The sequence below is a fragment of the Amycolatopsis sp. NBRC 101858 genome, from assembly GCF_030269325.1.
Lineage (GTDB): Bacteria > Actinomycetota > Actinomycetes > Mycobacteriales > Pseudonocardiaceae > Amycolatopsis > Amycolatopsis ponsaeliensis.
Genome location: NZ_BSTD01000001.1, coordinates 2,127,672 through 2,154,221 on the forward strand (window position 1 = coordinate 2,127,672; position 26,550 = coordinate 2,154,221).

General features: G+C 71.1%; 27 protein-coding genes. 9 read left to right on the forward strand and 18 right to left on the reverse strand.

Going from position 1 to position 26,550, the window contains the following annotated elements; translation table 11 throughout:
* Window positions 1–165: 165 nt before the first annotated feature.
* The 3 genes from QSK39_RS10355 to QSK39_RS10365 all read left to right on the forward strand — a co-directional run bounded on the left by QSK39_RS10355 (window position 166) and on the right by QSK39_RS10365 (window position 4,034).
* Window positions 166–1,800 (forward strand): ABC transporter ATP-binding protein, encoded by a 1,635-nt coding sequence (locus QSK39_RS10355; RefSeq protein WP_285477392.1) that lies wholly within the window; start codon window positions 166–168, stop codon window positions 1,798–1,800.
* The gene (locus QSK39_RS10360) at window positions 1,797–3,542 is read left to right on the forward strand and encodes an ABC transporter ATP-binding protein (RefSeq protein WP_285477393.1); all 1,746 of its coding nucleotides are present in this window, start codon (window positions 1,797–1,799) and stop codon (window positions 3,540–3,542) included. The genes QSK39_RS10355 and QSK39_RS10360 overlap by 4 nt, the downstream gene beginning before the upstream one ends.
* A 66-nt stretch (window positions 3,543–3,608) precedes the next feature.
* A complete protein-coding gene (locus tag QSK39_RS10365) occupies window positions 3,609–4,034 on the forward strand; it encodes a pyridoxamine 5'-phosphate oxidase family protein (protein ID WP_285477394.1) in 426 nt (141 codons plus the stop codon).
* A gap of 288 nt (window positions 4,035–4,322) precedes the next feature.
* On the opposite strand, the gene purQ is transcribed toward QSK39_RS10365, so the two are convergent.
* On the reverse strand, window positions 4,323–5,000 hold the full coding sequence (gene purQ, locus QSK39_RS10370; RefSeq protein WP_285477395.1) for a phosphoribosylformylglycinamidine synthase subunit PurQ: 678 nt from the start codon (window positions 4,998–5,000) through the stop codon (window positions 4,323–4,325).
* The gene (gene purS, locus QSK39_RS10375; protein ID WP_086675945.1) at window positions 4,997–5,236 is read right to left on the reverse strand and encodes a phosphoribosylformylglycinamidine synthase subunit PurS; all 240 of its coding nucleotides are present in this window, start codon (window positions 5,234–5,236) and stop codon (window positions 4,997–4,999) included. Before purS ends, purQ begins: the two co-directional genes overlap by 4 nt.
* A gap of 149 nt (window positions 5,237–5,385) precedes the next feature.
* Here purS and QSK39_RS10380 point away from each other — a divergent pair, with 149 nt between their 5' ends.
* On the forward strand, window positions 5,386–6,957 hold the full coding sequence (locus QSK39_RS10380) for a GMC family oxidoreductase (RefSeq protein ID WP_285477396.1): 1,572 nt from the start codon (window positions 5,386–5,388) through the stop codon (window positions 6,955–6,957).
* Window positions 6,958–7,051: 94 nt separating this feature from the next.
* Here QSK39_RS10380 and QSK39_RS10385 read toward each other — a convergent pair whose 3' ends face one another.
* Together QSK39_RS10385 and QSK39_RS10390 are read right to left on the reverse strand one after the other, a co-directional pair.
* Complete coding sequence (locus QSK39_RS10385; protein ID WP_285477397.1) at window positions 7,052–8,548, reverse strand: aldehyde dehydrogenase family protein; 1,497 nt, start codon at window positions 8,546–8,548, stop codon at window positions 7,052–7,054.
* Between the two features lie 34 nt (window positions 8,549–8,582).
* Entirely contained in the window at window positions 8,583–9,728 is a 1,146-nt protein-coding gene (locus tag QSK39_RS10390; protein WP_285477398.1) for an MFS transporter, read from the reverse strand.
* A gap of 61 nt (window positions 9,729–9,789) precedes the next feature.
* On the opposite strand from QSK39_RS10390, the gene QSK39_RS10395 reads away from it, so the two are divergent.
* From QSK39_RS10395 to QSK39_RS10405, 3 genes are read left to right on the forward strand one after another with little or no spacing between them, the layout of a single operon-like run.
* Window positions 9,790–10,722 carry an ArsR/SmtB family transcription factor gene (locus QSK39_RS10395; protein WP_285477399.1) on the forward strand — a complete coding sequence of 311 codons (933 nt, stop codon included), beginning with the start codon at window positions 9,790–9,792 and terminating at the stop codon, window positions 10,720–10,722.
* Between the two features lie 3 nt (window positions 10,723–10,725).
* Window positions 10,726–11,496, forward strand: coding sequence for a tyrosine-protein phosphatase (locus QSK39_RS10400; protein ID WP_285477400.1), 771 nt, complete (start codon window positions 10,726–10,728; stop codon window positions 11,494–11,496).
* 33 nt (window positions 11,497–11,529) lie between these two features.
* Window positions 11,530–12,165, forward strand: a complete 636-nt coding sequence (locus tag QSK39_RS10405) for an MBL fold metallo-hydrolase (protein ID WP_285477401.1) — start codon at window positions 11,530–11,532, stop codon at window positions 12,163–12,165.
* A 17-nt stretch (window positions 12,166–12,182) separates the two neighbouring features.
* Here QSK39_RS10405 and QSK39_RS10410 read toward each other — a convergent pair whose 3' ends face one another.
* Window positions 12,183–13,121: an SDR family NAD(P)-dependent oxidoreductase gene (locus QSK39_RS10410; RefSeq protein ID WP_285477402.1), complete on the reverse strand. Its 939-nt coding sequence runs from the start codon at window positions 13,119–13,121 to the stop codon at window positions 12,183–12,185.
* Between the two features lie 90 nt (window positions 13,122–13,211).
* Between QSK39_RS10410 and QSK39_RS10415 the strand changes: the two genes are divergently transcribed.
* Entirely contained in the window at window positions 13,212–13,817 is a 606-nt protein-coding gene (locus tag QSK39_RS10415) for a TetR/AcrR family transcriptional regulator (protein WP_285477403.1), read from the forward strand.
* Window positions 13,818–13,967: 150 nt separating this feature from the next.
* Here the strand turns inward: QSK39_RS10415 and QSK39_RS10420 are convergent, their stop codons facing one another.
* The 3 genes from QSK39_RS10420 to QSK39_RS10430 form a co-directional block, all read right to left on the reverse strand.
* Entirely contained in the window at window positions 13,968–14,663 is a 696-nt protein-coding gene (locus QSK39_RS10420) for a DUF2334 domain-containing protein (protein ID WP_285477404.1), read from the reverse strand.
* A gap of 74 nt (window positions 14,664–14,737) precedes the next feature.
* Window positions 14,738–15,202 carry an NADPH-dependent FMN reductase gene (locus QSK39_RS10425; RefSeq protein ID WP_285477405.1) on the reverse strand — a complete coding sequence of 155 codons (465 nt, stop codon included), beginning with the start codon at window positions 15,200–15,202 and terminating at the stop codon, window positions 14,738–14,740.
* Window positions 15,123–16,124 (reverse strand): phosphoribosylaminoimidazolesuccinocarboxamide synthase, encoded by a 1,002-nt coding sequence (locus QSK39_RS10430; RefSeq protein ID WP_285477406.1) that lies wholly within the window; start codon window positions 16,122–16,124, stop codon window positions 15,123–15,125. The genes QSK39_RS10425 and QSK39_RS10430 overlap by 80 nt, the downstream gene beginning before the upstream one ends.
* Window positions 16,125–16,171: 47 nt before the next feature.
* Between QSK39_RS10430 and QSK39_RS10435 the strand changes: the two genes are divergently transcribed.
* Window positions 16,172–16,978 carry an SAM hydrolase/SAM-dependent halogenase family protein gene (locus tag QSK39_RS10435; RefSeq protein ID WP_285477407.1) on the forward strand — a complete coding sequence of 269 codons (807 nt, stop codon included), beginning with the start codon at window positions 16,172–16,174 and terminating at the stop codon, window positions 16,976–16,978.
* Here QSK39_RS10435 and QSK39_RS10440 read toward each other — a convergent pair.
* The 10 genes from QSK39_RS10440 to dgoD form a co-directional block, all read right to left on the reverse strand.
* Window positions 16,861–17,742: an MOSC domain-containing protein gene (locus tag QSK39_RS10440; protein ID WP_285477408.1), complete on the reverse strand. Its 882-nt coding sequence runs from the start codon at window positions 17,740–17,742 to the stop codon at window positions 16,861–16,863. The two genes, QSK39_RS10435 and QSK39_RS10440, sit on opposite strands and share 118 nt — an antisense overlap.
* 42 nt (window positions 17,743–17,784) lie before the next feature.
* Window positions 17,785–18,525, reverse strand: coding sequence for an amino acid ABC transporter ATP-binding protein (locus tag QSK39_RS10445; protein ID WP_285477983.1), 741 nt, complete (start codon window positions 18,523–18,525; stop codon window positions 17,785–17,787).
* Window positions 18,522–19,289: an amino acid ABC transporter permease gene (locus tag QSK39_RS10450; RefSeq protein ID WP_285477409.1), complete on the reverse strand. Its 768-nt coding sequence runs from the start codon at window positions 19,287–19,289 to the stop codon at window positions 18,522–18,524. Before QSK39_RS10450 ends, QSK39_RS10445 begins: the two co-directional genes overlap by 4 nt.
* Before the next feature lie 6 nt (window positions 19,290–19,295).
* Window positions 19,296–20,075, reverse strand: coding sequence for an ABC transporter substrate-binding protein (locus QSK39_RS10455; RefSeq protein WP_285477410.1), 780 nt, complete (start codon window positions 20,073–20,075; stop codon window positions 19,296–19,298).
* A gap of 7 nt (window positions 20,076–20,082) precedes the next feature.
* A complete protein-coding gene (locus tag QSK39_RS10460; protein ID WP_285477411.1) occupies window positions 20,083–20,847 on the reverse strand; it encodes an ABC transporter substrate-binding protein in 765 nt (254 codons plus the stop codon).
* Window position 20,848: 1 nt separating this feature from the next.
* Window positions 20,849–21,667 (reverse strand): substrate-binding periplasmic protein, encoded by an 819-nt coding sequence (locus QSK39_RS10465; protein WP_285477412.1) that lies wholly within the window; start codon window positions 21,665–21,667, stop codon window positions 20,849–20,851.
* Window positions 21,668–21,781: 114 nt separating this feature from the next.
* Window positions 21,782–23,209, reverse strand: a complete 1,428-nt coding sequence (gene purB / locus QSK39_RS10470) for an adenylosuccinate lyase (RefSeq protein WP_285477413.1) — start codon at window positions 23,207–23,209, stop codon at window positions 21,782–21,784.
* Between the two features lie 22 nt (window positions 23,210–23,231).
* Window positions 23,232–24,563 carry an N-acetylmuramoyl-L-alanine amidase gene (locus tag QSK39_RS10475; protein ID WP_285477414.1) on the reverse strand — a complete coding sequence of 444 codons (1,332 nt, stop codon included), beginning with the start codon at window positions 24,561–24,563 and terminating at the stop codon, window positions 23,232–23,234.
* Entirely contained in the window at window positions 24,560–25,411 is an 852-nt protein-coding gene (locus QSK39_RS10480) for a DUF4380 domain-containing protein (RefSeq protein ID WP_285477415.1), read from the reverse strand. The genes QSK39_RS10475 and QSK39_RS10480 overlap by 4 nt, the downstream gene beginning before the upstream one ends.
* Window positions 25,405–26,550, reverse strand: a complete 1,146-nt coding sequence (gene dgoD / locus QSK39_RS10485; RefSeq protein WP_285477416.1) for a galactonate dehydratase — start codon at window positions 26,548–26,550, stop codon at window positions 25,405–25,407. The genes QSK39_RS10480 and dgoD overlap by 7 nt, the downstream gene beginning before the upstream one ends.

Here is a 26,550-nt window from a genome sequence, read left to right on the forward strand (position 1 = left end):
TACGGGGCGCACCCGGCCACCCCGGACGGCGGGCCACCGAAAATCGGTTGCCCCGGCGAACCGCTCGTGCGGGTGTGAGGCAGCCGACACCACCGCCCGCCCGGGACCACCGCGCGCCGGAAAATCGGTCGCCTTCCGCTGGTCGGCGGCTTACCGTCGGGAGTCGTGCTTTCCGCCACGTATCCCTTCCCGCCGCTGCGGCTGCCCGCGCGGCCGAGTGCGAGCCGCTTCCTGCTCGCCGTGTTCCGGGCCCGGCTCGGCACGGTGCTGGGCGCCGCCGCGCTCGGTGTCGTCTGGGCGCTGCCGGGTGCGCTGGTGCCGCTGGTGATCGGCCAGGGCATCGGCGCCGTCAGCGCGCACGACGGTGCCGCCGTCTGGCGCTGGGCGCTGGCCGCCGCGCTGCTCGGCGTGGTGCAGACGCTCACCGGGACCTGGCTGCACTTCCTCAACTACGGCCTCTGGCTGCACGGCGCGGGCTCGACGCAGCGCGCCGTGTCGGCGCACACCACCCGCGTCGGCGCCGGGCTGCGCGAGAAGACGACCACCGGCGAGCTCGTCGCGATCTCCACGACCGACATCAACCACATCGGCAACACCGTCGAGATGACCGGCCGGGCGTTCGGCTCGCTGCTGGCGTTCGTCGTGGTCGCCGTCTGGCTGATCTCGACGTCGCCGCTGCTCGGCGTGGTCGCGCTGGTCGGCGTGCCGGTCGCGGTGCTGGGCATCGGGCCGCTGCTGGCGCCCCTGCAGAAGCGCAAGGCCAAGCAGCGCGAGAAGCGCGGGGACGTCAACGCGCTCGGCGCGGACATCGTGTCGGGCCTGCGGATCCTGCGCGGCATCGGCGGCGAGCGGCGGTTCTTCACCCGCTTCCGCGAGACGAGCCAGCGCGTGCGCCGCGCCGGGATCGAGGTCGGCCAGGCCGAGGCGTGGCTGGCCGCGGCGGAGATCGCGCTGCCCGGCCTGGTCACCGTGGTGATCACCTGGCTCGGCGCGCGGCTGGCCGTGGCCGGGGAGATCGGCGTCGGGCAGCTGGTGGCGTTCTACGGCGTTTCGGCGTTCCTCATCTGGCCGGTCACCGCCGCGACCGAGGCCGTCGGCTCGATCACGTCGGGCCTGGTGGCGTCGCGGAAGGTGGTGGCGCTGCTGGGGATCCACCCGAAGCTGGCGGACCCGGCGACGCCGGTCCGGCTGCCCGCGGGGCCGCTGGAGCTGGTCGACACCGAGTCCGGCGTGCGGGTCGCGGCCGGGCGGCTGACGGTCGTCGACTTCGGCGCCGACGGCGAAGCGGTGGCCGACCGGCTGGCGCGGTTCGCCGACCCGGCCGAGGGCGAAGAGGTGCTGATCGGCGGCGTCCGGGCGGACCACGTCGCGCTCACGGAGCTGCGGCGGCGGGTCGTCTACGCGCACAACCAGGACATCTGGTTCTCGGGCGTGCTGCGCGAGCAGCTGGCGCCGGCGCGGCCGAGTGGCGTGAGCATCACCGAAGCGCTGTACGCGGCCGACGCCGACGACATCGTCGAGGCGCTGCCCGAGGGCGTCGACGAGGTGATCGGCGAGCGCGGGCGCGAGGTGTCCGGCGGCCAGCGGCAGCGGCTGAACCTGGCCCGCGCGCTGGCGACCGACGCCGACGTGCTCGTGCTGGACGAGCCGACGTCGGCGGTCGACGCGCACACGGAGGCACGCATCACCGAGCGCATCGCGGCCCTGCGCCGCGGCAAGACGACGGTGGTGTTCAGCCAGAGTCCCTTGTGGACACACGTGGCAGACGAGGTCTTCACGGCGAAGGTGGTGACGGTATGAAGCGGCTCCCCACGGCGTCCCGGCGGGACGTCCGGCGCTGGGCGCTGAAGACGGCGGCGGTGCACAAACGCGAGTTCGGGCTGCTGCTGGGCTCGCTGGCCGTGGCCACCCTGATCGGGCTGGCCGGGCCGCAGCTGCTCGGCGCGCTGGTCGACGACGTCGCGGCCGGCACGACGACGGGTCACGTCGACGTGCTGGCCGTGGTGTTCGTCGGGATCCTGGCGTTACAGGCCGTGGCGCGGAAGATCGCGCGGCTGCGCGGCGCGGTGTTCGGCGAGCTGGTGCTGGCCGAGACGCGCGAGGAGTTCGTCGGGACGGCGCTGCAGCTGCCGCTCGGCACGGTCGAGGCGGCCGGCACCGGCGACCTGCTCAGCCGCGCCACGACCGACCTCGGCCGGATCGACCACGCGGCGCGGTTCGCGGCGCCGGAGATCCTGATCGCGGCGGTGACCGTGGTGTTCACGGTCGTCGCGATGGTGCTGACGTCGCCGTTGCTGTCGCTGAGCCTGCTGGTCGCGGTGCCGCTGCTGCTGTGCGTGAACGTCTGGTACCAGCGGCGGATCCCGGCGCTGATGCAGTGGATGCTCGACCGCTGGGCGGACCTGACGACCAGCGTCCACGAGACGGCGGAGGGTGCGCGCACGGTCGAGGCGCTCGGGCTGACCGAGCACCGGGTCGGCGCGGCGTACGACGCGCTGGACCGCAGCATCCTCGGCGAACGGCGGATGCGGGCCCTGCAGCTGCGGTGGCTGCCGTCGCTGGAGATCAGCTACGTGCTGCCGCTGGCGGTCATGCTGCCGCTCGGGCTGCTCGCGTACACGCGCGGCTGGGCCGGGCTCGGCGAGATCACCACGATGCTGCTGTACGTGCAGGCGATGTCGGCCCCACTGAACGAAGCGCTGTTCTGGCTGGAGGACCTGCAGGTCGCGGCGGCCGCGGCGCGCCGGATCCTGGGCATCCACGCGGTGTCCGTCGAGGAGTCACCGAAGGTGGCAGACGTGCCGCGCGGGCGTGACATCGACGTGCACGGCGTCCGGTTCGCCTACACGGCCGACCGCGAGGTGCTGCACGGCATCGACCTGAGGGTGCCGCGCGGCGAGCGGCTGGCGATCGTCGGGCCGTCCGGCGCGGGCAAGTCGACGCTCGGCCGGCTGCTGGCGGGCATCGCGGCGCCGTCGTCGGGCTCGGTCCGGATCGGCGGCCAGGACGTGTCGTCCCTGGCCGACGACGTCCTGCGCGGCGAGGTCCTGCTGCTGACCCAGGAGCACCACGTGTTCTCGGGGACGCTCCGGCAGAACCTGGCCCTCCCGGCCCGCCGGGCGGGCGGCGACTGGACGGACGACGAGCTGCTGGCGGCGCTGGCCTCGGCGGGCGCGTCGGACTGGGTGGCGACCCTGCCGTCCGGGCTCGACACGAAGCTGGGCTCGGGCGAGCACCCGGTACCGGCGGCGATCGCGCAGCAGCTGGCGCTGGCCCGCGTGGTGCTGGCCGACCCGCACACGCTGGTGCTCGACGAGGCGACGTCCCTGCTGGACACGGGTTCGGCGCGGGACCTGGAGCGGTCGCTGAACAGCGTGCTGGAAGGGCGCACGGTGATCGCGATCGCCCACCGCCTGCACACGGCCGCGGCGGCCGACCGGGTCGCGGTGGTCGAGGGCGGCCGGATCACGGAGCTGGGCCCGCACTCGGCGTTGCTCGCGGCCGGCGGCTCGTACGCACGACTGGTGGCGGCGGCTTCGTAGTCCGGAATGTCCGGAGTTCGGGAAGTGTTGCTCCTGGGTGGAGGGATCTTCTACCTGGGGAGTGACATGTCTTTCGCGATGACGGCGGCCGAACGCGAATCGTTCTTGAGCGGAACGCACGTCGGGATCCTGGCGGTGGAGCGAGCCGGACGGGCACCGCTGGCGGTCCCGGTTTGGTACGACTACGCACCGGGCGGCGAGCTGCTGATCTGGATGGAACGCGACACGGTGAAGGACAGGTCCATCCGCGCGGCCGGCCGGTTGAGCTTGGTGGCCCAGGACGAGAACCCGCCGTACAAGTACGTGACGGTGGAGGGCCCGGTGGTGGCGAACGACGAGCCACCGACGCGCGAGCAGGCGTTGCGGATCGCGGGCCGCTATTGGCCGGCGGACCAGGCGAAGGCGTACGTCGACTCGGCACTCGGGGAGCGGTCGGTGCTGGTGCGGGTCCGGCCGGAGAAGTGGCTTTCGAACGACCAGAGCAAGAGCTGAGCCCGGACCTGTGGACAACCCGCGTCCACCGGCCCGGAACTGTCGGTGGGCGCCGATAAACTGGATACCGGGGGCCGAGGGCCGCCCCCGCGCAGCAACCTCGCGTTCCGCGCCGGTCGGCTCCGCGGATTCCAGGCACTTCGGCGGGACGCAAACCCCGTGTTCAGGACGCCGACACGCGTGATTGAGCAGTCGACACGCGTACCCAGGCGGTCGGCTCGCGTACCTGGAGCGTCGGCTCGAAAGCTGCGCGGCCGGGAAGCCCGCAAGCCTCCCGGCCGCGGAAACTCAAGCCTTGATCAGCGCGTCCACCGCGCTGTAGAACATGACCAAACCGTCGTCCGACGGCCCGGTCAAAGCGTCGATCGCGTGCTCCGGGTGCGGCATCAAGCCCACAACCCGCCCGTTCTCCGACCGGATCCCCGCGATGTCGTTGCGCGACCCGTTCGGGTTCCCGCCGACGTACCGGAACACCACGCGCCCCTCGGCCTCGAGTGAGTCCAAAGTGGACTGCTCGGCCATGTAGCACCCGTCGATGTTCTTCATCGGGATGAGGATCTCGGCGCCGGGCTCGTACCGCGACGTCCACGCGGTGTCGGTGTTCTCCACCCGCAGCCACTGGTCGCGGCAGATGAAGTGCAGGCCCTGGTTGCGGATCATCGCGCCGGGCAGCAGCCCCGCCTCGCACAGGATCTGGAACCCGTTGCAGATGCCGAGCACCGGCATGCCCGCGCGCGCCGCGTCGATCACCGAGTTCATCACCGGCGCGAACCGGGCGATCACGCCCGCGCGCAGGTAGTCGCCGTACGAAAAGCCACCCGGGACGACGACCGCGTCGACGTCGTGGAGGTTTTCGTCCGCGTGCCACAGGGGCACGGCTTCCGCGTCGGCGTAGCGGACCGCGCGGGCCGCGTCGCCGTCGTCGAGCGTGCCCGGGAACGTGATGACGCCGATGCGCGCGCTCACGCGTCCACCCGCGTGATCGTCCACTGCTCGATGACCGGGTTCGCGAGGAAGCCCTCGGCGATCTTCTCGAGCGTCGCGTCGTCGACGGTGTCGTCGACCTCGATCTCGAAGTGCTTGCCCTGGCGGATCTCCTTGATCCCAGTGAAGCCGAGACGGCCGGCGGCGCCGAGCGCGGCCTGTCCCTGCGGGTCGAGGATTTCGGGCTTGGGCATGACGTCGACGACGACTCGGGCCACGGCAGGCTGCTCCTTATTCACGCAGGTCGTGGGTACCCCGCGAGCATAGTTCACCCAGTTCGGCAGGCGGCGGGCACCTAGACTGGCCGTGGGCGCCGACCTGCGCCATGATGAGTCGTTGACATCGCGCCAACAGCTGTGGAGGCACCGTGGACTCCTACGACTACGTGATCGTCGGCGCCGGGAGCGCCGGGTGCGTGCTGGCGAACCGGCTCACCGAAGATCCGTCGGCCCAGGTCTTGCTGCTCGAAGCGGGCGCGGAGGACACCGCGGACGAAATCCACATCCCCGCCGCGTTCCCGAACCTGTTCAAGACCCGGTGGGACTGGAACTACGAGACCGTCGAGCAGAAGCACACCGGCAAGCCCGCGTACTGGCCGCGCGGCAAGATGCTCGGCGGCTGCTCGTCGATCAACGCGATGATCTACATCCGCGGCAACCGCGCCGACTACGACGGCTGGCGCGATTCCCACGGCGCCGAGGGCTGGGGCTGGGACGACGTCCTCCCGTACTTCAAGCGCGCCGAGGGCAACCAGCGCCTCGACGGGCCGCTGCACGGCACCGACGGCCCGCTGAACGTCGAGGACCGCCGGTTCACCCACGAGCTGTCGAGCGCGTGGGTCGACTCGGCCGTCACGTGGGGCCTCAAGCGCACCGACGACTTCAACGGCGAGAGCCAGGAAGGCGCCGGCGTCTACCAGGTCACCTGCAAGAAGGGCCGCCGCTGGTCCACCGCCGACGCGTACCTGCGCCCGGCGCTCGACCGGCCGAACCTCACGGTGAAGACGACTTCGCCGGCCACCCGGATCGTCTTCGAGGGCACGCGCGCGGTCGGCGTGTCCTATTTGGACAACGGCGTCGAGACGACGGCGCGCGCGTCGACCGAGGTCATCTTGAGCGGCGGGGCGGTCAACTCGCCGCAGCTGCTGATGGTCTCCGGCGTCGGCCCGGCTGAGCACCTGCGCGAGCACGGCATCGACGTCGTCGCGGCGCTGCCCGGCGTCGGCGAGAACCTGCACGACCACCCGGCGTGCGGGATCATCTGGTCCACGCGCGGCACGACCGACCTGGTCGACGCGGCCACACCACGCGGGCTCGTCCGCTACCAGCTGACCAAGCGCGGGCCGCTGACGTCGAACATCGGCGAGGCGGGCGCGTTCTTCCCGACCACCGACGGGCTTCCGGCGCCGGACATGCAGATCCACGTCGCGCCGACGTTGTTCTACGACAACGGGATGCGTGAGCCGACGGTCCCGGGCTTCACGTCGGCAGCGACGCTGGTGGACGTCGCGAGCCGCGGCCGGCTGCGGCTGAAGTCGGCGAACCCTTCGTGGAAGCCGGAAATCGACCCGGCGTACTACGCGGAGTCGTCGGACATGGACAAGATGGTCGCCGGGCTGCGCGCGCTGATCGAGATCGGTCGCGCCGGCCCGCTGAAGCGGTTCCTGGACAAGCCGTTCCTGCCGACGCGGCACGACCTGACCGACGCTGAGCTGGCCGAGCACATCCGGGAGAACACGCAGACGCTGTACCACCCGGTCGGAACGTGCTCGATGGGTTCCGGCGAGCAGGCGGTGGTCGATCCTCAGCTGCGGGTGCGCGGGGTCGAGGGGCTGCGGGTGGTCGATGCTTCGGTGATGCCGGTGGTACCGCGCGGGAACACCAACGCGCCGACGATCATGGTGGCGGAGAAGGCGGCCGATCTGATCCGGGGGCGTTGACGGGCTTGGGCCGCGGCCCCCGGTATCCAGTTTACCGGGGGCTACCGACAGTTCCGGGGCGGTGGAAGTGGCTTATCCACAGCCCCGGAGCGGCTCAGCGCTTGCCGTGGAGGATGGTCACCAGCTTGGCGACCAGAGCGTCCGTCGATTCCTTGCGGGTGAACGACGTAAGCGTCAACGGCGCCGTGAAGCGCTGACGGGCGATCGCCTTCGTGCGGGCGAACTCGCGCAGCCCCTCCGGCCCGTGGATGCGGCCGAAGCCCGAGTCGCCCACGCCGCCGAACGGCAGCGACGCGATGCCCGCGAACGACAGCGGTGCGTTGATCGCCGTCATGCCCGTGCGCAGCTTCTCGGCCAGCTCCACGCCGCGGGACTTCGAGAAGACCGTCGACCCCAGCCCGTACTTCGTGCTGTTCGCCTTCTCGACCGCTTCGTCCATGTCGCGGACCTTCGCGATCGTCACCGTCGGGCCGAACGTCTCCTCGGTGACCGCTTCGGAGTCCTCCGGGACGTCGACCAGCACCGTCGGCTGCGCGTACCGGTCGCCGACCGCGTCCTCGCCGCCGAGGACCGCCTTGCCGCCGCGGGCCAGCGCGTCCTGGATGTGGCGCTTGATCACGCCCAGCTGCGAGGGCATCGTCACCGGGCCGTACTGCGCGGCCTCGTCCGAGCCCGCCCGCACGTCCTTCGACTTCTCGACGACCTTCGCGACGAACTCGTCGTGCACCTTCTCGTGGACGTACACGCGCTCGACGCCGATGCAGGTCTGGCCGGAGTTGGAGAACGCGCCCCAGACCGTCGCGTCGGCCGCCGCGTCGAGGTCCGCGTCCGCGTCGACCAGCACCGGGTCCTTGCCGCCCGCCTCGATGACCACCGGCGTGAGCGTCTCCGCCGCCGCGGCCATGATGCGCTTGCCGGTCGCCGTCGAGCCGGTGAACGCGATCTTGTCGACACCCGCGCCGACCAGCGCTGCGCCCGTCTCGCCGAAGCCCGTGATCAGCTGAAGCACCGGCTGCTCCGGCACGATCTCGGCGAACGCGTCGACCAGCCACTTCCCGACGCCCGGCGTGTACTCACTCGGCTTGAACACCACGGCGTTGCCCGCCGCGAGCGCGTACGCGATGGAGCCGAGCGGCGTGAACACCGGGTAGTTCCACGGGCCGATCACGCCGACCACGCCCAGCGGCTGGTACTCGACGGTCGCCGCCTGGTTCGACATCAGCAGCCCGGCCGAGCGCTTCTGCTTGCCGAGGATCTTCTTCGCGTGCTTGCCCGCCCACGCGATGTGTTCGATGGCCAGGACGCTCTCGAGCTGCGCGTCGGCGATCGGCTTGCCGGTCTCGTCGCGGACCACCTGGCACAGCTGCGGGAGCCGGCGCGTCAGCACGCCCTTCCAGCTCTTCAGCCGTTCCGCGCGCCCGGCGAAGCCCAGGTCCGCCCACCACTCGGCAGCGACGCGCGCTCGCGCCACGGCTGCCTTCACGTCCTCCGCCGTGTGGATCGGATAAGTTCCGACCACCTCGTCGGTCGCCGGGCTGAGCGAGTCGAAGGTTTCGCCGACCGACGTCGGCTTCGGCTGGACGGCAGTCATCGGCGTCTCCCTGGAGGTAGCGGGTCAGCCCAGGCTACGACGTTACTGACATCGTGCCAATAGCTCTCGCGGGCTTCGCCACCAGCATTGCACCCGCGATCGCCGCGGCAAAGACACCGAACAACGGTGGGAGCCACAACGGCAGCACGCCGACGGCCAGCGAACCCAGCCCGAAGCCGGCCGCCTGGACCGTGAAGCTCAACGAGAACCCCGCTGAACTGCGGTTCTTCGGCAGCACACGCTGCAGGTTGACCGAGGTCGTGGCCACCAGCGGACCACCGCACACGCCGACCAGGGCCACGGACGCGAGCAAGCCCGCCCAGCCCAAGTCGGCGGAGAGCACGAGCCCGCCGACGACGAACCCGCCGAGGAACAGCCGCGGATCGCCGATCTTGCCCCGCCACACATAGAGCGCGCTGCCCGCGATGCTCGCCCCGGTCAGTACGGCGATCACCACCGGCGCGGCCGTCTCGGGCGCGCCGAGGCGCTGGACCAGCGGCAACGGCGCGACCTCGATCGTCGACGTCAGCAGCCCGATGGTGAAGGCGCAGCACAGCCACGGCAGGCAGGCGGCGAGCCCCACGGGCGGGACGTCGGGCCCGGATTCCACCCGTTCGCGCTCACCCGCGCGACGCGGTACGAGCAGAGCCGCGGCCACGCAGGCGGCGGCCATCGCGGCCAGTGGCACGAGCGAACCGGCCATGTCGAGCAGCGCGACCAATGCCGGGCCACCGACGAGCACGCCGTCGAGGACCATCGCGTCGACCGAAATCGCCCGGGGAAGCAGCCCGTCGTCGACCGTGTCCGCGAGCAGCGTCCGGAACCCACCGGACAACGCCCCGCCCGTGATGCCGGGCAGCAGGACGACCGCGAGCAAGACAGCACCGGGTGCACCCGCCGCGGCGGCGAACGCGAGCGTCGCGAACCCCGCCGCGGTCAGGAGCAGCAGCACCGGCAGGCCACGGGCCGGGCCGACGCGGTCGAGCAGCCGCCCGACCGGCACCGCGCAGACCATTTCGGCGGCGACGTAGACCGACATCAGCACGCCGCCGAGCCGGTACGAACCGGTCGTCGCGGTGGTCAGCAGAGTGAACGCGAGCGGCGCCATGGTCGCCGGGAGCCGCGCGAACTGGACGCCCGCCGACCAGCGCCAGTAGGCGCGATGGGTGAACAACGACATGCTCACACGCTCGTCCGTGCCGCACCCAGGGCACACTGATTCGGGTGAGGACGAATCACCGATGATCGAGCTCGTGCTGACGGCGGCCGGTGCGCAACGCGTCCGGTTCGCCATCTCGCCGCTGGAGGAAGTGCTGGGTGCCGTCCAGACGCTGCTCGGCGTCCGGCGGCACCCGGCGCACCTGCCGTGGCTCGCCGACGCTCCCGACGTGCCCGAACTGGCGGCGGTCTTGAGCGCGCGGCACTACGTCACGGAGTTCCTGAGCCCGCCGCCAGACGGCCCGGAGACAACGGCGGAGGCGCAGCTGCGGGCGGTCCGCGCGACGCCGCCGCACCAGGTCGCGCTGGAGCTGGGGATGGTCGACGCCGACCTTTCGCTGCTGCCGGACGATCCGGCGGCAGCGCGCGACGTGCTGGCCGACCAGCTGGAGACGGTGTGGGACGCGCTGCTCGCACCGGAGTGGCCCCGCCTGCGCGAGCTGCTGGCGGCGGACATTGCGCACCGGACGCGGCAGCTGGGTTCCGGCGGGCTCGCGTCGATGCTGGCCGGCCTGCACCCGCGCGTGCGGCTGTCGGACACGTCGGTGCTGGTCGACCTCCGGGCCCGCGAGCGCCTGGAGATCGATTCACGCGGGCTGCTGCTGATCCCGGCGGTGTTCGCGTGGCCGAACGTCGGCGTCGTGACGGTGCCGCCCTGGCAGATCTCACTGCTCTACCCGGCTCGCGGCGTCGCCTCGCTTTGGACGTCTTCCGCGGCACCGCCGGAGCCGCTGGTCGAGGTGCTCGGCCGGACGCGGGCGCTGCTGCTCACGACCATCGACCGCCCCGCGGCGACGACCGAGCTGGCCCGGCGCCACGACTTGGCGCCGGCGACGGTTTCCGCGCACCTCACGGCGTTGCGCGGCGCGGGTTTGCTGACGTCGGAGCGTCGCGGCCACCGGGTGCTGTACCGGCGGACCGAGCTGGGCGACGCGCTGCTCACCGGCAGACTGTGAAGCATGAGCAGAGCAGTGAACTGGGAAGGCTTTTACAACACCAGAGATCTCGGTGGCCTGCCGACCGGAACGGGTCGCCCGACTCGCCACGGTGCCTTCTTCCGAGCCGCGGACCTCCGGTTCGTGACCGACGCCGGCTGGGCCCAGGCACGGGAGTCCGGTGTCCGGACCGTCATCGACCTGCGCAACGCCGACGAGATCCGGCTGACGGCGGACAGCCCGACGGCACTGGCGGGTTCGGCGCAGTTCGCCGTCGCGGCCGACACGACCACGCCGTCCGGCATCGACCGCTTGGAGGTTCCCCTCGACGACATCGACGACGTCGAGTTCTGGCGGTACGTCAACGGTGAGCGGCTGAACGGCACCCCGCTCTACTACCGGGTCTTCCTCGAACGGAAGGCCGAACGCTGCGCCGCCGTCATCGAGGCGATCGCGCGGTCCGCCCCCGGCGGTGTCCTGTTCCACTGCGGCTCCGGGCGGGACCGGACCGGGCTGGTCGCGCTCCTGCTGCTGGCGCTCGCCGGCGTCGAACCCGGCGCGATCGCCGCGGACTACGACCTGTCCGCCGAGGCCGTGAAACCGCTGTTCGCCGCGATGGGCGCGCAAGACCAAGGACAGGTCATCGAGGCTCTCCTCGCGGAGCGGGGCACGACGACCGCGGGCGCCATCCGGGACACCCTCGAGGGATTCGACGCCGAGCGGTACCTCCTCGACGCCGGGGTCGGCCGCGGCGACCTCGACGACATCCGGCACCGGCTGACGAACCGGGACTAGGCTGGAATCGACCACCTGCGAAGGAGAACATCGATGCGTATCGTCCATTTCGGACACGCCTGCCTGTTGCTGGAGACCGGCTCCGAGCGGATCCTGATCGACCCCGGCGCGTTCTCCACCGGGTTCGAGGGTGAGCGGGAGCTGTCCGCCGTGCTGGTCACGCACCAGCACTTCGACCACCTGGACGTCGAGCGGCTGCCGAAGATCCTCGAAGCCAACCCGGACGCGAAGCTCATCGTCGACCCCGGTTCGGCTCCCGAGGTCGAAAAGCTGGGCTTCCCGTTCGACATCGCCAATGTGGGTGACGCGTTCGCGGTCGGGGACACCTCGATCAAGGCGGTCGGCGGCGAGCACGCCGTCATCCACGCGGACATCCCGGTGATCCCGAACATCGGCTACGTCTTCGACGACGGCGCGTTCTTCCACCCGGGCGACTCGTTCTTCGTGCCCGAGCAGAAGATCGACGTGCTGGGCCTGCCGACGGGCGCGCCGTGGCTCAAGGCCGGCGAGGCCGTCGACTACCTGCGAGCCGTCGCGCCGCGGGTGGCCGTGCCGATCCACGAGGCTGTGCTGGCCAACCCGGCTCTGCACTACGGCCTGTTCGGCAACCTCGCGCCGGAGGGGACCGAGGTCAAGGTGCTGGACCGGGCCGAGCCCGCGAAGTTCTAGACCGCGCGGCGTGCTGGTCAGCCGACCGGCACGCCGCACAGCTCCGCCGCGCCACGCCACAGCTCCTCCTCCCGCGCCTCGTTGTAGGACTCCGCTGACGACGGCACGACCCGGCCGCGGTCCAGGTAGGCCCCGGACTCGGCCGGCCGAGGGGCCGTCATGGCCGCGGCCAGCCGGACGCCCGCGGTCTGCGGGCTCGACGCGATGGGTGTCGCCCACAGCAACGGAAGCAGGAACCGGAAGCCGAAGCGCTGGATCGCGCTCGCGTCCCTGGCGAGGCCCGTACCGGGGACCAGTCCGGGGGTGAAGGCGTAGAAGTCGATCTTGGGAAACCGCCGCGCCAGCTCGTGCACCAGGTACTGCACGCCGAGCTTGCTGGTCGAATAAGCCCGGCGCCCCGCAGTCACGGTTTCGGCATCGGGACCGCTGCCCGGCTCGGCGAGACTCCGCGGGCCTGTCCAGTGCGGTGCCGGGACGAGACCCAGGTTGTGCCGGAAGTCGCCGAAGTGCGACTCGCTGCCGGTGACCACCACGCGCGCGCCCGGCTCGAACCGGTCGGCGAGCAGGCGGATCAGCAGGTAGTTCGCCAGGACGTTGATCCCGAACGTGGCTTCGAACCCGTCCGCCGTGGTCTTCGTGACCGAGGCCATCTGGACGCCCGCGTTGGCCAGGAACCCGGTCAGCGGCGGAATCTCCCGCTCGTCGAGCAGCTTCCGCACGGCATCCGCCGCCACGCGCACCTCCGCCAGGGAGCCGAGGTCGCACGACACCGCCCGGACGTTCGCGTTCCCCGTGCGCGCGGCCAGCTCCCGCGCGACCCGGCGCCCGGCCTCCTCCCCTCGCACGACGACGAGCAGCAGCTGGTCCGGCCGGTCCCGCAGCAGTCGTTCCGCCGCGGCCCGGCCGAGCCCGCGGCTCGCCCCGGTCATGAGCAGTGTCTTCGTCGGTTCGGTCATGGTCTCGCCCCTTCACCCGATCAGGTACTCGATTCGAACTGGTACTCGGTACCGTAGCGGACTTGATACCGGTTCCGCTACTGTTGGCTCATGGAACAACGCCCCTCGCTGCGGGAGCGCAAGCAGAAACAAGCTCGTGAACAGATCGTCGAGGCAGCCTTCGAACTGTTCGCGGAGCGCGGCTTCACCGATGTCACCGTCACGGACATCGCCGAGCGCGCGGAAGTGGGGCGTACGACGTTTTTCCGGTACTTCGGAGACAAGCAGGAGGTGGTGTTTTCGGACGAACAGCAGCTGCTGGACCACTTGGCGGAGCGGCAGCGGGCATTGGCGGGCGAGGCACCCCGCACCCTGCCGGCGGCGCTGGACCAGGTCCGCGCCCTGGTGCTGGAGGTGTGCGCGGAGGCCACCGCGGACGCCACGCACTACGAAATGCACCAGCGTTTGCTCGAGGAGAACCCGGAGCTCAAGGACCGCAGCGCACGGAAGCTGCAACGGTTCGCCGAGCTGGGCGAGGCGATCCTGCTGGAACGCGGCACACCACGGGAGGTCGCGGTGCTGGCGGCGCAGGTCGCGGTGGCCTGCTACCAGGCGGGCAGCCGGCTCGCCGGGGCCGACGCACCCGCGCTCGCCCCGGCGGTCGACATGGCCTTCGGACGGCTCGAAGTGCTCCTCGACCCGAACCCGGCGCACTGATGGCGGTAGCGAGCCCGATCCCCGTCAGGGGCGATCATTGACAACTCCAGAATGAAGCGACCGTGGGCGGCCCGTCGTGCCCATCGCGATCACCCGGTGACCTCGTGACCGCACCCACGACACCCGCCGCGCGGTGCGGCTGATCATCGCTCAGGCCGCGACCGTCCGGAGCGAGCCGTACGTGGCGCCGAACGCGCGGTTCTCCAGGGCGACGTCGACGGCGTCGAGCAGGGCTTGGCGGAGGCCGGGGCGGGTGAGGTCCGTGGCGTCCACCCCCAGCCGGACCAGCCCGCCCCGGCGGGCCGCGCGCGCCGCCGCCAGCACCAGTGCGAAGCAGCGCACCGTTTCCGTGCGGTGCGACTGGCTCGTGAACTCACTCACGCGTGCCCGGCGCACCTCGCCCGTGACGAGGTCGCGGACCGCGCCGAGGTCGGCGCACAGGCGGAACCCGTGTTCCGCCAAGGCCTGCAGCGTGCCCGGGGAGGCGATCCAGCGCGGTGGCGCGAAGCCGTCGACCGTCAGGCCCGCGGTGTCCAAGGCGGCCTTCGCGGCGATCAGCCGGAGTCGCGCTTCATGCGCCGGCAGCGTCGCGAACTCCGCCTTCTTGCCCAGGTACACCGTGCGGTGCGTGGGCGTGACGGTGTGGTCGTACCCGTGCAGCAGCACGGAATCGCCGGCTCGGGCGCGCGTGCGCACCCACTCCGTCACCGGGCCATCGCCGGTGCGGGCGGCGTACAGCACCGAGAGCGGCACGCGGCGGCGGTCGAGCTCGGCCGCGAGGTCGGCGCACCGGTGCAGCGTGCGCGGGGTGATTCCCGACAGCGAAACCAGCAAGCGAGCGTCCACGCCACCATTGGGACGCACGCGTCTGACGTCGCCGTGAACTGCGCAGGACGGGCGAGCGTCCGTTGCCGGAAGGGTCAGACGCCTTCGCGCAGCCGCTGCACCGCCACCGCGATCCGGCCACGCAGGTCGGGGTCGGCGACCTGGCCGTCGGCGACGTCCGCGCGGGAGACCGGGATCCGCGCGCACGCCTCGTCGACGATCTTTGCGCCCGCGTAGGTCAGGACCTTGCGCAGCGAGTCGTGCGCGTCGCGGCCGCCCGTCGGCGCCGCCACCGAAGACGCGTTGATCCAGGACACCGGCTTTCCGTAGATCTCGCCGCCGCCGACCGTCCAGTCCAGGAGGTTCTTGAACGAGCCCGGCAGGCCGCCCGCGTACTCCGGCGTGCAGATCAGGATCGCGTCCGCGTCCTTGATCGCGGCCCGCAGCGCCGCGACCTCCGGGTGCAGCGGCTCGCGGTCGTCATCCGGGTTGAAGTGCGGCAGGTCGCCGAGGCCGGTGTACGTCTTGCTCGCGGTGAGCGTCGCCACGGTCCCCAGCACCGCCGCATTGCCGGAGCCTGCTCGCAGGCTGCCGCAGATCAGCAGGATCACGCGGCCAGTCTGCCAGGGAACGGCCGGTGATGAGGCGACATGCTTCGAGGTACCGGTCGCGCGTGGCGGTCACCACCTCAGGCGGCAACGGCGGCAGCGCGGACACGCAGTCCCAGCCGGACGCCGGGCCGACCAGCCAGTCGCGGACGTGCTGCTTGTCGAACGAGGGCCGCGGGCGGCCGGGGCGGTGGCCGTCGGGGAGCCAGTAGCGCGCGGAATCCGGGGTCAGCAGCTCGTCCGCGAGCACCAGGTCGCCGTTCTTGCCGATGCCGAACTCGAACTTCGTGTCGGCCAGCAGCAGGCCCTGCTCGGCGGCGCGCGTCGCGCCCCGGCGGTACAGCTCGAGCGACGCCTCCCGGACCTCTTCGGCACGCGCGCGGCCGAGGATCGATGCGAAGGTGTCGAAGTCGATGTTCTCGTCGGGTTCGCCGGGGCGCGCCTTGGTGGACGGCGTGAAGATCGGCTCCGGGAGCCGCGCCGACTCGGCCAGGCCCGGGGGCAGCGCGATGCCGCACACCGCGCCGGAGCGGCGGTAGTCCGCGTACCCGCGGCCGGTGAGGTGGCCGCGGACGACCGCCTCCACCGGCAGCATGTCGAGGCGCTCGACCAGCAGCGCCCGGCCACGGAAGGCGTCCGGGATGCCGGGGCCGTCGCAGGCCACCAGGTGGTTCGGGAGGACGTCGGCCAGCTCGCGGAACCAGAACACGCTCATCGCGGTGAGGACCCGGCCCTTGTCCGGGACGTCGGTGGGGAACACGCGCTCGAAGGCGGAAATGCGGTCGGAAGCGACGATGAGCAGGTCGCTGCCCATGGCATACAGGTCACGGACCTTGCCGGAGACGAGTCGCTCGGGGGTGGGGAGGGGTGTCACGCGCTGAACCCTAACGCGCACCCTCCGCCACCATGGATGATGCTGGCATGGCGTACGACTGGATCTCGGTGACCACCGACTACGGCCTGCGCGACGGCTTCGTGGCGGCCTGCCACGGCGTGATCGCGCGGCTGGCGCCCGCTGTGCGGGTGCTCGACGTCACACACGAGGTGCCGCCCCAGGACGTCCGGCACGGGGCCATGGCGCTGGCCCAGACGGTGCCGTTCCTGCCGGAGGCGGTGCACGTCGCCGTCGTCGACCCGGGTGTCGGCACGGCCCGGCTCGGCGTGGTCGTCGTCGTGGAGAACGGGCTGCTGGTCGGGCCGGACAACGGCCTCCTGCTGCCCGCCGCGCACGCGCTCGGCGGGGTCCGGGCCGCGTACGAGCTGGCCGAGCCTTCGCTGCGGCTGCCGGTGACGTCGGCGACGTTCCACGGCCGGGACGTCTTCGCGCCCGCGGCGGCGCACCTGGCGCTGGGTGTCGCGCCGGCCGACTTCGGTGACCCGGTGTCCGACCTGGTCGAGCTGCCGGAGCCGTTCGTGGCGGCGTTCCCCGGGAAGCTGGTGTCGGAAGTGCTGACGGTCGACCACTTCGGCAACGTCCAGCTCGCCGCGACCCCGGCGGACCTGGAGCTGTCGGGGTTGACCGGCGCGGTTTCCGTGCACAGCGAGCGGGTCGCGGTGGTCACCGAGATCGGGCGCACCTTCGCCGACGTGCCTGCCGGCGCGAGCGTGCTCTACACCGACTCCGCGGGACGGCTCGCCGTCGCCGTCAACGGCGGTTCGGCCGCGGCCGTGCTGGGGTTGGGGCCCGCCCAGGAGTGCACGATCACCTCGTCGCCAACCGTCACCTGACCGGGCCGCAGGACAGCGGCCTTCATCCCGAAGGTCACGCCACCGTCCGGGTGGCGGCGGTAGCTCGCGAGCGTGCGGATCGGCTCGGGGCCGGCCTTCTCGCCGGTCTCCTGGTCGACCATCGGCACCGTGCAGCGCACGCATTGCTTGGCGTAGCCGAACTTCGCGGTGCCCAGGGTCATCGCCCGGACTTCGTCCTCGGTGTGGGGCTCGATCCAGCCGGAGATGACGATGTTGGGGCGGAAGCGGTCCATCGGCACGGGTTCGCCGCCGCGGGAAGCGATCCGCTCGTTCAAACCGTCCAATGAGGACTCGGACGCGACGAGCAGCGCGTGCCCGTCGGCGAACGCGGCGGTGCCGGGCGTCTCGCCGCCGGTGACGCGCTCGTGGTCCGGGGCGACGCCGATCAGGACGGACGGCAGGCCGAGCAGCTCCGAGAACCACTGCGCGGCTTCCTCGCCTTGGTGGACGCCGGTGCCGTGCCAGGAGAACGTCGAGCCCGGGTGCCGCGGGCCGTCGTGCCGGATGTCGACGACGAGGTCTTCGATGCCCGGTGCGGCGAGCTCGAGCTTGCCGCCGTCGACCTTCGGGCGGACCGCGGCCAGCGCCGGGTAACGGCGCTGGCTGCGGAAGTCGCCGTCCGGCGCCACGACCTGGAAGACCCGGTCGTGCGCCAGTCCGGCCGGCCCGACCTCGGCGGCCGGCACCGAAGTGCCGGCACAGCCCTTCACCGGGTAGTACGTCAGCCGCGCGATCCTCGCCATGCCCGCAGGCTACCTGCGGGCACGGCGACGACGCGCTCCGATTTACAGCACCTGAGACAGGAATCGCTGCAGGCGGGGGCTCTGCGGCTCGTCGAAGATCTGCGCCGGCGGCCCCTGCTCCACGATCTTGCCCGCGTCCATGAACGCGACCTCGTCGGCGACGCTGCGCGCGAAGCCCATCTCGTGCGTCACGACGATCAGGGTCAGCCCCCGCGAAGCCAGGCCCGCCATGAGGTTCAGCACCCCCTTGACCAGTTCGGGGTCGAGGGCGCTGGTGGCCTCGTCGAAGAGCATCACCTCGGGGTCCATCGCCAGGGCCCGGGCGATGGCGACGCGCTGCTGCTGGCCACCCGAGAGTGCGCTCGGCCGGTACGGCGCCTTGTCGGCGAGACCGACGTCCGCCAGCCGGGCGCGGGCGATCGCCGCCGCTTCCTCCTTGCTCAGCTTCTTCACGCTGCGCAGCGGCAGCACGATGTTGTCCAGCACCGTCCGGTGACCGAAGAGGTTGAAGTGCTGGAACACCATGCCGACGCGCTGGCGCAGCGCGTCCGGGTCCGACCGGATCACGGACTCGCCGTCGAGCAGGAGGTCGCCGGAGTCGGGCTCCTGCAGGCGATTCACGCACCGCAGGAGCGTCGACTTGCCGGAGCCGGACGGCCCGATCACGCAGGTCGTCTTACCGCTCTCGACCTTGAGGTCGACCCCGCGCAGGACTTCGAGCGTGCCGAAGCTGACGTGGATGTCGCGCAGCTCCACGCTGGACGAGCGCACCGCCGTCGTCACCACGTGCTCACCCTCCCTCCGGGACCGATCTCCACCGGGTCACCGTCGTCCGGCTCGTCGGTGCGCACCTTGCGGCCCGTCCGGAGCTTCTTGTCGATGTAGTTCACCAGGTGCGTCAGCGGCACCGTGATCACCAGGAAGAACACCCCGGCGGCGACCAGCGGCGACAGGTTGCCGGTGTTGGCCGCGAGGTCCTGGCCGATCCGGAACAGCTCGCGCTGCCCGGAAAGCAGGCCGAGCACGTAGACGAGGCTGGAGTCCTTGACCAGCGCGATGAACTGGTTCACCAGCGCCGGCAGCACGCGCCGGACGCCCTGCGGGATGATCACCAGCAGCATCGACTTCGTGTAGCTCATGCCGAGCGCGCGGCTGGCCTCCATCTGTCCTTTGTCGACGCTCTGGATGCCGGACCGGAAGATCTCGCCGATGTAGGCCGCCGCGATCAGGGACAGCGCCAGGATGCCCATCGGGTACGGGTTCGTGCCGACGACGTCCCGCGCGAGTGTGCCGAGCCCCTGGCCGATCAGGAGGATCGTCAGGATGGCCGGCAGCCCGCGGAAGATGTCGGTGTAGACCCGCGCGGGCAAGCGCAGCCACCACTTGGTGGACAGGCCCATCACCGCCAGCAGCATGCCGAGCACGGTGCCGATCAGCGCCGAGGACACCGACAGGATGAGCGTGTTCAGCAAGCCGGTCTTCAGCAGGTCCGGCAGGACCTGGGAGATGTAGTCCCAGTCCAGGAACGTGTTGACGAAATCGTCCATTGTGGACTACTGCCCCGCTTTGAACTCGGCGGGCACGGGCGCGGTCGGCTCGAACTGGTCGTGCACCTTGACCCAGGTGCCGTCCGCGATGACCTTCTTGAGGCCGTCGTTGACCTTGGCGATCAGGTCGGTGTTGCCCTTCTTGAACGCGAACCCGTGCGGGATGGTCGTGGTGATCGCCTTGGTCACCTTGAGCTTCGCGTCGGCGTTGTTCTTCGCGTAGTCCTCGGCCGTGGCCTGGTCGAACACCGCACCGTCGATCGCGCCGGTCTTGAGGGCGTTGAGGGCGGCCGCGTCGTTGGGGAAGCGGACGGCCTGCGCGGTCGGCGCGTTCGTGCCGAGCCACGTGTCCGAGACCGTGCCCTGGACGACGCCGATCCGCTTGCCCGCCAGGGAGTTCTCGTCGGTGATGCCGGCGGTCTCCTTGGCCTCGATGCCGAGGGACTGGTAGTTGTACGGCGCCGAGAAGTCGACCGTCTTCTTGCGGGCGTCGGTCTGGGAGATCGCCGAGCTGCCGATGTCGAACGTGCCGTTGGCGACCTGGCCGAGCAGGGCCGAGAACTCCGTCGCGGCGAACTCGAGCTTCAGGCCTTCCTTGGCCGCGATGGCCTTCAGCAGCTCGTTGTCGAACCCGGTGTAGTTGCCGTTCTCCTGGTAGGCGTTCGGCTTCGAGTCGCTCAGCGTGCCGACCCGCAAGGTCTTGTCGCCGCCGCTGTCCGAGCCGCCGCACGCCGTGAGCGCGGCCAGCAAGGTCGCGGTGAGCGCCGTGACCAGTGTCTTCTTCATGCTTCTCCTAACCCTGGAACCCGGCCGGCACCGGAGCGGTCGGCAGGAACTGCTGGTGCAGCTTAAGCCAGGTCCCGTCGGAGATCACCTGCTTGAGCCCGTCGTTGATCTTCCCGAGCAGCTCGGTGTTGCCCTTCTTCACCGCGAAGCCGTGCGGCACGTCGGTGACGAAGCTCTTCACGACGACGAGCTTGGCGTCCGGGTTGTCGGTGACGTTCTTCTCGGCGATGCTCTGGTCGAGGATGTACGCGTCGACCGCGCCGCTCTTCAACGCGGTCAGCGCGGCGGCGTAGTCCGGGAACCGCACGGCCTGCGCGGTGGGCACCGTGCCGGTCAGCCAGTGGTCGCCGACGGTCGCCTGGATGACGGCGACACGCTTGCCGGCCAGGCCCTGCTCGTCGGTGACCGGCGTGCCCTGCTTGGCCTGGATGCTCATGGTCTCGAAGTCGTACGCCGACGAGAAGTCGACCGTCTTCTTGCGCTCGTCGGTCTGCGCGATCGCCGAGCTGGCGATGTCGTAGCGGCCCGACGCGACCTGCCCCAGCAGCGCGGAGAAGTCCGTCGCGGCGAACTCCAGCTTGAGGTTCTGTTTGGCCGCGACAGCCTTGAGGAGCTCGTTGTCGAAGCCGGTGTAGTTGCCGTCCTTCAGGAAGATGTTCGGCGGCGCGTCGCTCAACGTGCCCACGCGCAGCGTCGAGGAGGCGTTGTCCGAACCACCGCACGCGGTGAGCGTCAGGGCGGCGGCCAGCACGGTGACGATCAGCTTCTTCATGTCACGCACCCACGTTCTTGACGGGCAGGCCCGGGCCGCCCTGCTGGAGTTCCTTCGACAGGGGCGTCGTCTTGTAGAACTGGCCGTAGATGCGGGCGACCGAACCGTCCGCGATCGCCTTGGCGAGCCCGTCGTTGAGCTTCTTCAGCAGGTCGGGGTTGTTCTTGGCGACGGCGAAGGCCGACGGCGTGTCCTTGTCCTCGACCGTGTAGCCGAGCTCCAGCGGGACCGTGGGGTTCTGGTCCAGGTACTTCTGGCCGATGTCCTGCGGCACGACCCAGCCGTCGAGCGCGCCGTTCTTCAGCTGCGCGAAACCCGCGTTGTAGTCCGGGAAGCGGACGACCTGGGCACCGGCGGTCTTGCCCGCGAACTCGTCCTGCACCGAACCCTGGACGACGCCGAGCCGCTTGCCCGCGAACGCCGCCGGGTCCTTGAGGTTCGCGCCCTTCGCGGTCACGATCGTGGTGAAGCCGGTGTTGTAGCCGTTGGAGAAGGAGACCGTCTTCTTGCGCGCCTCGGTGCTGGAGATCGTCGAGCTGCCGATGTCGAACTTGCCGGTCGCGACGCCGGCCAGCAGGCTCGAGAACTCGGTGCCGACGAACTCGACCTCGAAGCCCTCACGCTGGGCGATGTCGCGCAGCAACTCGTTGTCGTAACCGGTGAACCGGCCGTTCTCCAGGTAGATCGACGGCGGGGCGTCGCTCAGGGTCCCGACGCGCAGGGTGGTCGACCCCGCGTCGGAACCACCGCAGGCGGCGAGGGTCAACGTCAGCGCGCCCGCGGTGAGGGCGGCGGCGATTCTGGACAGCGTGGATCTCATCGCTTCTTCCATGGTGAGGAATAGCGCTTCGCAGCGCTCCGTGGTCAGCGATCGAGATTAGGGATTTCGCCCGTTCGTGTGGATTCGTTCCACTCCGTGGACGGGTGCGTCAGCTCACAGGATCGGTTGCGGCGCATAGCCCGCGGCCGCGGGGAACCGCTCGAGCACCTGCGCCACGCGCTCGGCCACCTGCGCGACCTGGCGGCCGGCCGTACCGGTGAACGAGATGCGGTCGGCCAGCAGCTTGTCCAGCTCACCGCGGTCGAGGGGGATGCGCTCGTCGGCGGCGAAGCGGTCGAGGAGGTCGTTTTCGGCGCGGCCTTCCCGCATCTCCAGCGCGACGGCGACGGAGTGCTCCTTGATCGCCTCGTGGGCCGTCTCACGTCCGACGCCCGCGCGGACCGAGGCCATGAGCACCTTCGTGGTGGTGAGGAACGGCAGGTAGCGATCAAGCTCACGCTCGATCACCGCCGGGAAGGCGCCGAACTCGGAAAGGACCGTGAGGAAGGTCTCCAGCAGGCCGTCGAGCGCGAAGAAGGCGTCCGGCAGCGCGACGCGGCGGACGACCGAGTCGGAAACGTCGCCCTCGTTCCACTGGTCGCCGGCCAGCTCGCCGATCATGGAGAGGTAGCCGCGCAGCACGACCGCGAGGCCGTTCACGCGCTCGCACGAGCGGGTGTTCATCTTGTGCGGCATGGCGGACGAGCCGACCTGGCCGGGCTTGAAGCCCTCGGTGACCAGCTCGTGCCCGGCCATCAGCCGGACCGTCTTGGCCAGGCTGGACGGCGCCGCCGCGAGCTGGACCACAGTGGACAGCACGTCGAAGTCGAGCGAGCGCGGGTACACCTGGCCGACGCTGACGAATCTCTGGTTAAAGCCGAGGTGCTGCATGACGCGGTCTTCGAGCTGGTCCAAAGTGGACTCGTCGCCGAGCAGATCGAGCATGTCCTGCGCGGTGCCGACCGGGCCCTTGATGCCGCGCAGCGGGTAGCGCTCGATGAGGTTGTCGAGCCGTTCGAAGGCGACGAGCAGCTCGTCGGCCGCGGTGGCGAACCGCTTGCCGAGGGTGGTGGCCTGCGCGGCGACGTTGTGCGAGCGGCCGGCCATGACGGTGTCGGCGTGCTCGACGGCGAGGGCGGCCAGCCGCGCCAGCACGGCGGCGACGCGGGTGCGCACGAGCTCCAGCGAGCGGAGCAGCTGCAGCTGCTCGACGTTCTCGGTGAGGTCGCGCGAGGTCATGCCCTTGTGGATGTGCTCCTGGCCGGCGAGGTCGCTGAACTCCTCGATGCGCGCCTTGACGTCGTGCCGGGTGACCCGCTCCCGCTCGGCGATCGATTCCAGCCGCACGTCTTCGAGCACGCGCTCGTAGTCCTCGACGACGCCGTCGGGCACCTCGACGCCGAGGTCCTTCTGCGCCTTGAGGACGGCGAGCCAGAGCTGCCGCTCCAGGACGACCTTCTGCTCCGGCGACCAGAGCGAGACCAGCTCCGCCGAGGCGTAGCGGGCGGCGAGCACGTTCGGAATGCGGGGCTTGTCCGTCACGCCCTCACGATACCTGCGCAGGTCAGCAGGGTTGCACGTCGGACGCCTTCACGTAGACCACCCGGTGGTTGTAGGAGAGCTGGAGGTACTTCGTCCCGCCGGTGACCAGCGTGTGGTTGGCCGGCACGTCCGCCGGGTCGAAGCGCGCGTAGTAGTTCTCCGCCCGGAACTCGCCGGTGACGACGTAGCTCTGGCCGGCCGGCAGCGTCCACGGGATGGCGCCGACCGTCCAGATCGGGTCGAACGGGATCTCGGCCGGGTACTCGGACTGTTCGGGGAACGCGCGCCCGTACAACGGCACCGAAGTGGCCGCCGTCACCCGCTGGGCGCGTGCCGGAACGGTCGCCCGGTGGCCCGGGTTCTCGAACCACGCCTGCTTCCCGCCGTACCAGATCGCCGTCCAGTCGCCCTGCTGCCCGGCGAGCGCGTAGGTGCGGCCGGCGACGGCCTTGTCGCTCCAGTCGTCGATCGCGGTCGTGCCCGCCGAACCGTCCGGGTGCACGACGGAGTCGGTGATCAGCGGGGACGCCGCGTCCGGCGCGGTGTGCAGGTAGACGAAGTTCGCGCCGTGGGCCGGCAGCGGCGTGCAGGGGCTCTTGGTGCAGTCGGTGAGCTCGGGCTGGTTGGTCGCGTAGTCCGGCTTGATCGTCACGGCCTGGCTCGCCGGGCCGCCGGTCGCCTTGATCGGCGCGCCGAGCAGGTCCATGTAGTGGGCCCAGTCCCAGTAGGGGCCCGGGTCCCAGTGCGCGGCCGCGAAGTTGCTGGTGCGCTCGCGGGAGACGTCCTCGTGGCCGAGGATGTGCTCGCGGTCGAGCGGGATGTGGTACTTCGCCGCCAGGAACTTCACGAGGTCCGCGGAGGCGCGGTACATCTGCTCGGTGTACCAGGTGCCGCCCTGCGTCGCGATGCCCTCGTGCTCGATGCCGATCGAGTGCTCGTTCATCGTCCAGTTGCCGGCGTGCCAGGCGACGTCCTCGGTCGGCACCATCTGCGTGACCTGGCCGTCGGACGAACGGATCACGTAGTGCGCGCTCGAACCGCTCGCCGGCTTCTGGAACGTGGCGATGGCCTGGTCGTACGGGCTCACGCCGCTGCCGGGCAGGCTTTCGGTGTCGTGGATGACGATGTACCGGATCTGCTGGCCGTCCCCGGGCCGGTTCGCCGGGTCGTAGTTGCCGTAGTTGTTCGGGTTGCCGTGGTCGGTGCTCGACCAGTCGTAGGCGGCGGGCACGAACCGGCAGTCGAGGTTCGCCGGGCACTCCGGCGCCTCCTGCGCGTGGGCGGCGACGGGGACGGCGGCGGTGATCGCCAGCGCGAACACCGCGGCGATCAGGCTTCGGGCGGTGAAGGTCACACGTCATCTTCCCGGACTTCGGCACGAATCGACAAGCCGGTCACTTCGCCGGGCGCCAAGGTGGTCAGCGGGCCGAGCACTTCCAGCTCGACGATCCGCGCCGGCGGGTCGAGGTCACCCAGCTCCGCGAGCGGCGCGGGCAGCGGGTGCTCCAGCCAGATCTCCAGCGGCGAGCCCTCGTCCGGGTACTCGCCCGCCGGGTCGACCTCGAACGACAGCGTCAGCGCGCCGTACGTCACCCAGCCCGCCGTGCCCGGCACGCCCAGCTTGCCGACGACGTCCTGGGCCGGCACGACCAGCCGGTCACCGTCCACTGTGTACTCCGGCGTGCCGGTCCCGGCCACCAGCGCGACCACTTCGGGCCGCCGGAGCCCGGCGGTGACCGGGCCGCCGCCGGGGAGCTGCGTGACGTTCCACAGAGCCCAGCGCACCGGTCGCGAACTGACGTTCTCCGCGCGCAGGTCCAGCCGGTAGCCGTCGTCGAGCAGGGTTATCGCCCGCGTGAAGCGCAGGCCGGTGCGCGGGTCCGGCGCGCTGGTCATGGTGACCGTGTCCCCGTCGGTGGCCACGGAGTACGGCCCGGAGTCGAGGACCGGGCCGGGCGGGCCGGGCCACTGGTCCGGACCCTCCCAGCCCTGCGGCGCGGGCCACGTCTTGTCGCCGCCGTAGTTGACCCAGTCGCCCATCTGCCCGGAGTTCGGTGCGTACTCGCCGCGCAGGTAGTCGTCGAGCAGATCGGTGTTGCGCCACAACAACTCGACGCCGCGGTGGCGCACCGACAGCAGCCGGCCGCCGAGTTCGGGCACCAGGCCGAGCCGCAGGTCGCCGCGGTCGAGCCAGGTCACCATTCGGCGAGACCGCCGTCGTCGTGGCGCCACACCGGTGAACGCCAGGTGTGCCCGGCCTCGTCGGCGCGGCGGACGGCCGCTTCGTCGACCTCGATGCCGAGGCCGGGCCCGAGCGGGCGGGCCGCGTAACCGTCCTGGAAGGCGAAGATCGACGGATCCGTGAGGTACGCGTGCTCGCGGCCCTCGTGGTAGTGCATGCCGACGCTCTGTTCCTGGATCAGGAAGTTCGGCGTCGCGAACGCGACCTGCAGCGACGCGGCCAGGGAGATCGGCCCGAGCGGGCAGTGCGGCGCCAGCGACGCGCCGTAGATCTCGGCGAGCGCGCCGATCCGCCGCAGCTCGGAGATGCCGCCCGCGTGCGACGGGTCGGGCTGCACCACAGCGACACCCGCGTCGAGCACCGGCTTGAACTCCCAGCGCGAGTACAGCCGCTCGCCGACCGCGACCGGCACCGTGGACGCCTCGACGATCGAGCGCAGCGCGTCGCCCTGGGTCTCCGGCAGCACCGGTTCCTCGACGAACATCGGCTGGACGTCCTCGAGCAGCTTGACCAGCCGCCGCGCCATCGCGGGCGAGACGCGGCCGTGGAAGTCGATCGCGAGGTCGCGGTGCGGGCCGAGCACCTCCCGCGCTTCCCAGGCGCGCGCCACCGCGGCGTCGGCCTCCGCGGGCGACGCGATCGCGGTCAGCGGGCCGGCGACGTTCATCTTCACCGCCGTGAACCCGGCCTCGACCTGCGCGGACACGGCCTCGCGGATACCGGACGGCCGATCGCCGCCGACCCAGCTGTAGACCCGGACGCGGTCACGGACCGGGCCGCCGAGCAGCTCGTGCACCGGCGCGTTGCGGACCTTGCCGGCGATGTCCCAGAGCGCGTGGTCGAAGCCGGCCAGCGCGCTGGAGAGCACCGGGCCGCCGCGGTAGAACCCGCCGCGGCGCAGCACCTGCCAGTGGTCCTCGATGCGCAGCGGGTCCTGGCCGATCAGCAGCTCGGACATTTCGTGGACGGCCGCGCGCACGGTCTCCGCGCGGCCCTCGACCACGGGCTCGCCCCAGCCGCTGATGCCCTCGTCCGTGCTGACCTTGAGGAACAGCCAGCGCGGCGCGACCAGAAACGTTTCAACCCCGGTGATCTTCAC

Bases quoted from the DNA above. Each gene is read 5' to 3' on its own strand.
- QSK39_RS10360 (WP_285477393.1), top strand. From the start codon at position 1,797: ATGAAGCGGCTCCCCACGGCGTCCCGGCGGGACGTCCGGCGCTGGGCG.
- QSK39_RS10365 (WP_285477394.1), top strand. From the start codon at position 3,609: ATGTCTTTCGCGATGACGGCGGCCGAACGCGAATCGTTCTTGAGCGGA.
- QSK39_RS10385 (WP_285477397.1), bottom strand. From the start codon at position 8,548: ATGACTGCCGTCCAGCCGAAGCCGACGTCGGTCGGCGAAACCTTCGAC.
- QSK39_RS10390 (WP_285477398.1), bottom strand. From the start codon at position 9,728: ATGTCGTTGTTCACCCATCGCGCCTACTGGCGCTGGTCGGCGGGCGTC.
- QSK39_RS10395 (WP_285477399.1), top strand. From the start codon at position 9,790: ATGATCGAGCTCGTGCTGACGGCGGCCGGTGCGCAACGCGTCCGGTTC.
- QSK39_RS10400 (WP_285477400.1), top strand. From the start codon at position 10,726: ATGAGCAGAGCAGTGAACTGGGAAGGCTTTTACAACACCAGAGATCTC.
- QSK39_RS10405 (WP_285477401.1), top strand. From the start codon at position 11,530: ATGCGTATCGTCCATTTCGGACACGCCTGCCTGTTGCTGGAGACCGGC.
- QSK39_RS10410 (WP_285477402.1), bottom strand. From the start codon at position 13,121: ATGACCGAACCGACGAAGACACTGCTCATGACCGGGGCGAGCCGCGGG.
- QSK39_RS10415 (WP_285477403.1), top strand. From the start codon at position 13,212: ATGGAACAACGCCCCTCGCTGCGGGAGCGCAAGCAGAAACAAGCTCGT.
- QSK39_RS10435 (WP_285477407.1), top strand. From the start codon at position 16,172: ATGGCGTACGACTGGATCTCGGTGACCACCGACTACGGCCTGCGCGAC.
- QSK39_RS10440 (WP_285477408.1), bottom strand. From the start codon at position 17,742: ATGGCGAGGATCGCGCGGCTGACGTACTACCCGGTGAAGGGCTGTGCC.
- QSK39_RS10450 (WP_285477409.1), bottom strand. From the start codon at position 19,289: ATGGACGATTTCGTCAACACGTTCCTGGACTGGGACTACATCTCCCAG.
- QSK39_RS10455 (WP_285477410.1), bottom strand. From the start codon at position 20,075: ATGAAGAAGACACTGGTCACGGCGCTCACCGCGACCTTGCTGGCCGCG.
- QSK39_RS10460 (WP_285477411.1), bottom strand. From the start codon at position 20,847: ATGAAGAAGCTGATCGTCACCGTGCTGGCCGCCGCCCTGACGCTCACC.
- QSK39_RS10465 (WP_285477412.1), bottom strand. From the start codon at position 21,667: ATGAGATCCACGCTGTCCAGAATCGCCGCCGCCCTCACCGCGGGCGCG.
- QSK39_RS10480 (WP_285477415.1), bottom strand. From the start codon at position 25,411: ATGGTGACCTGGCTCGACCGCGGCGACCTGCGGCTCGGCCTGGTGCCC.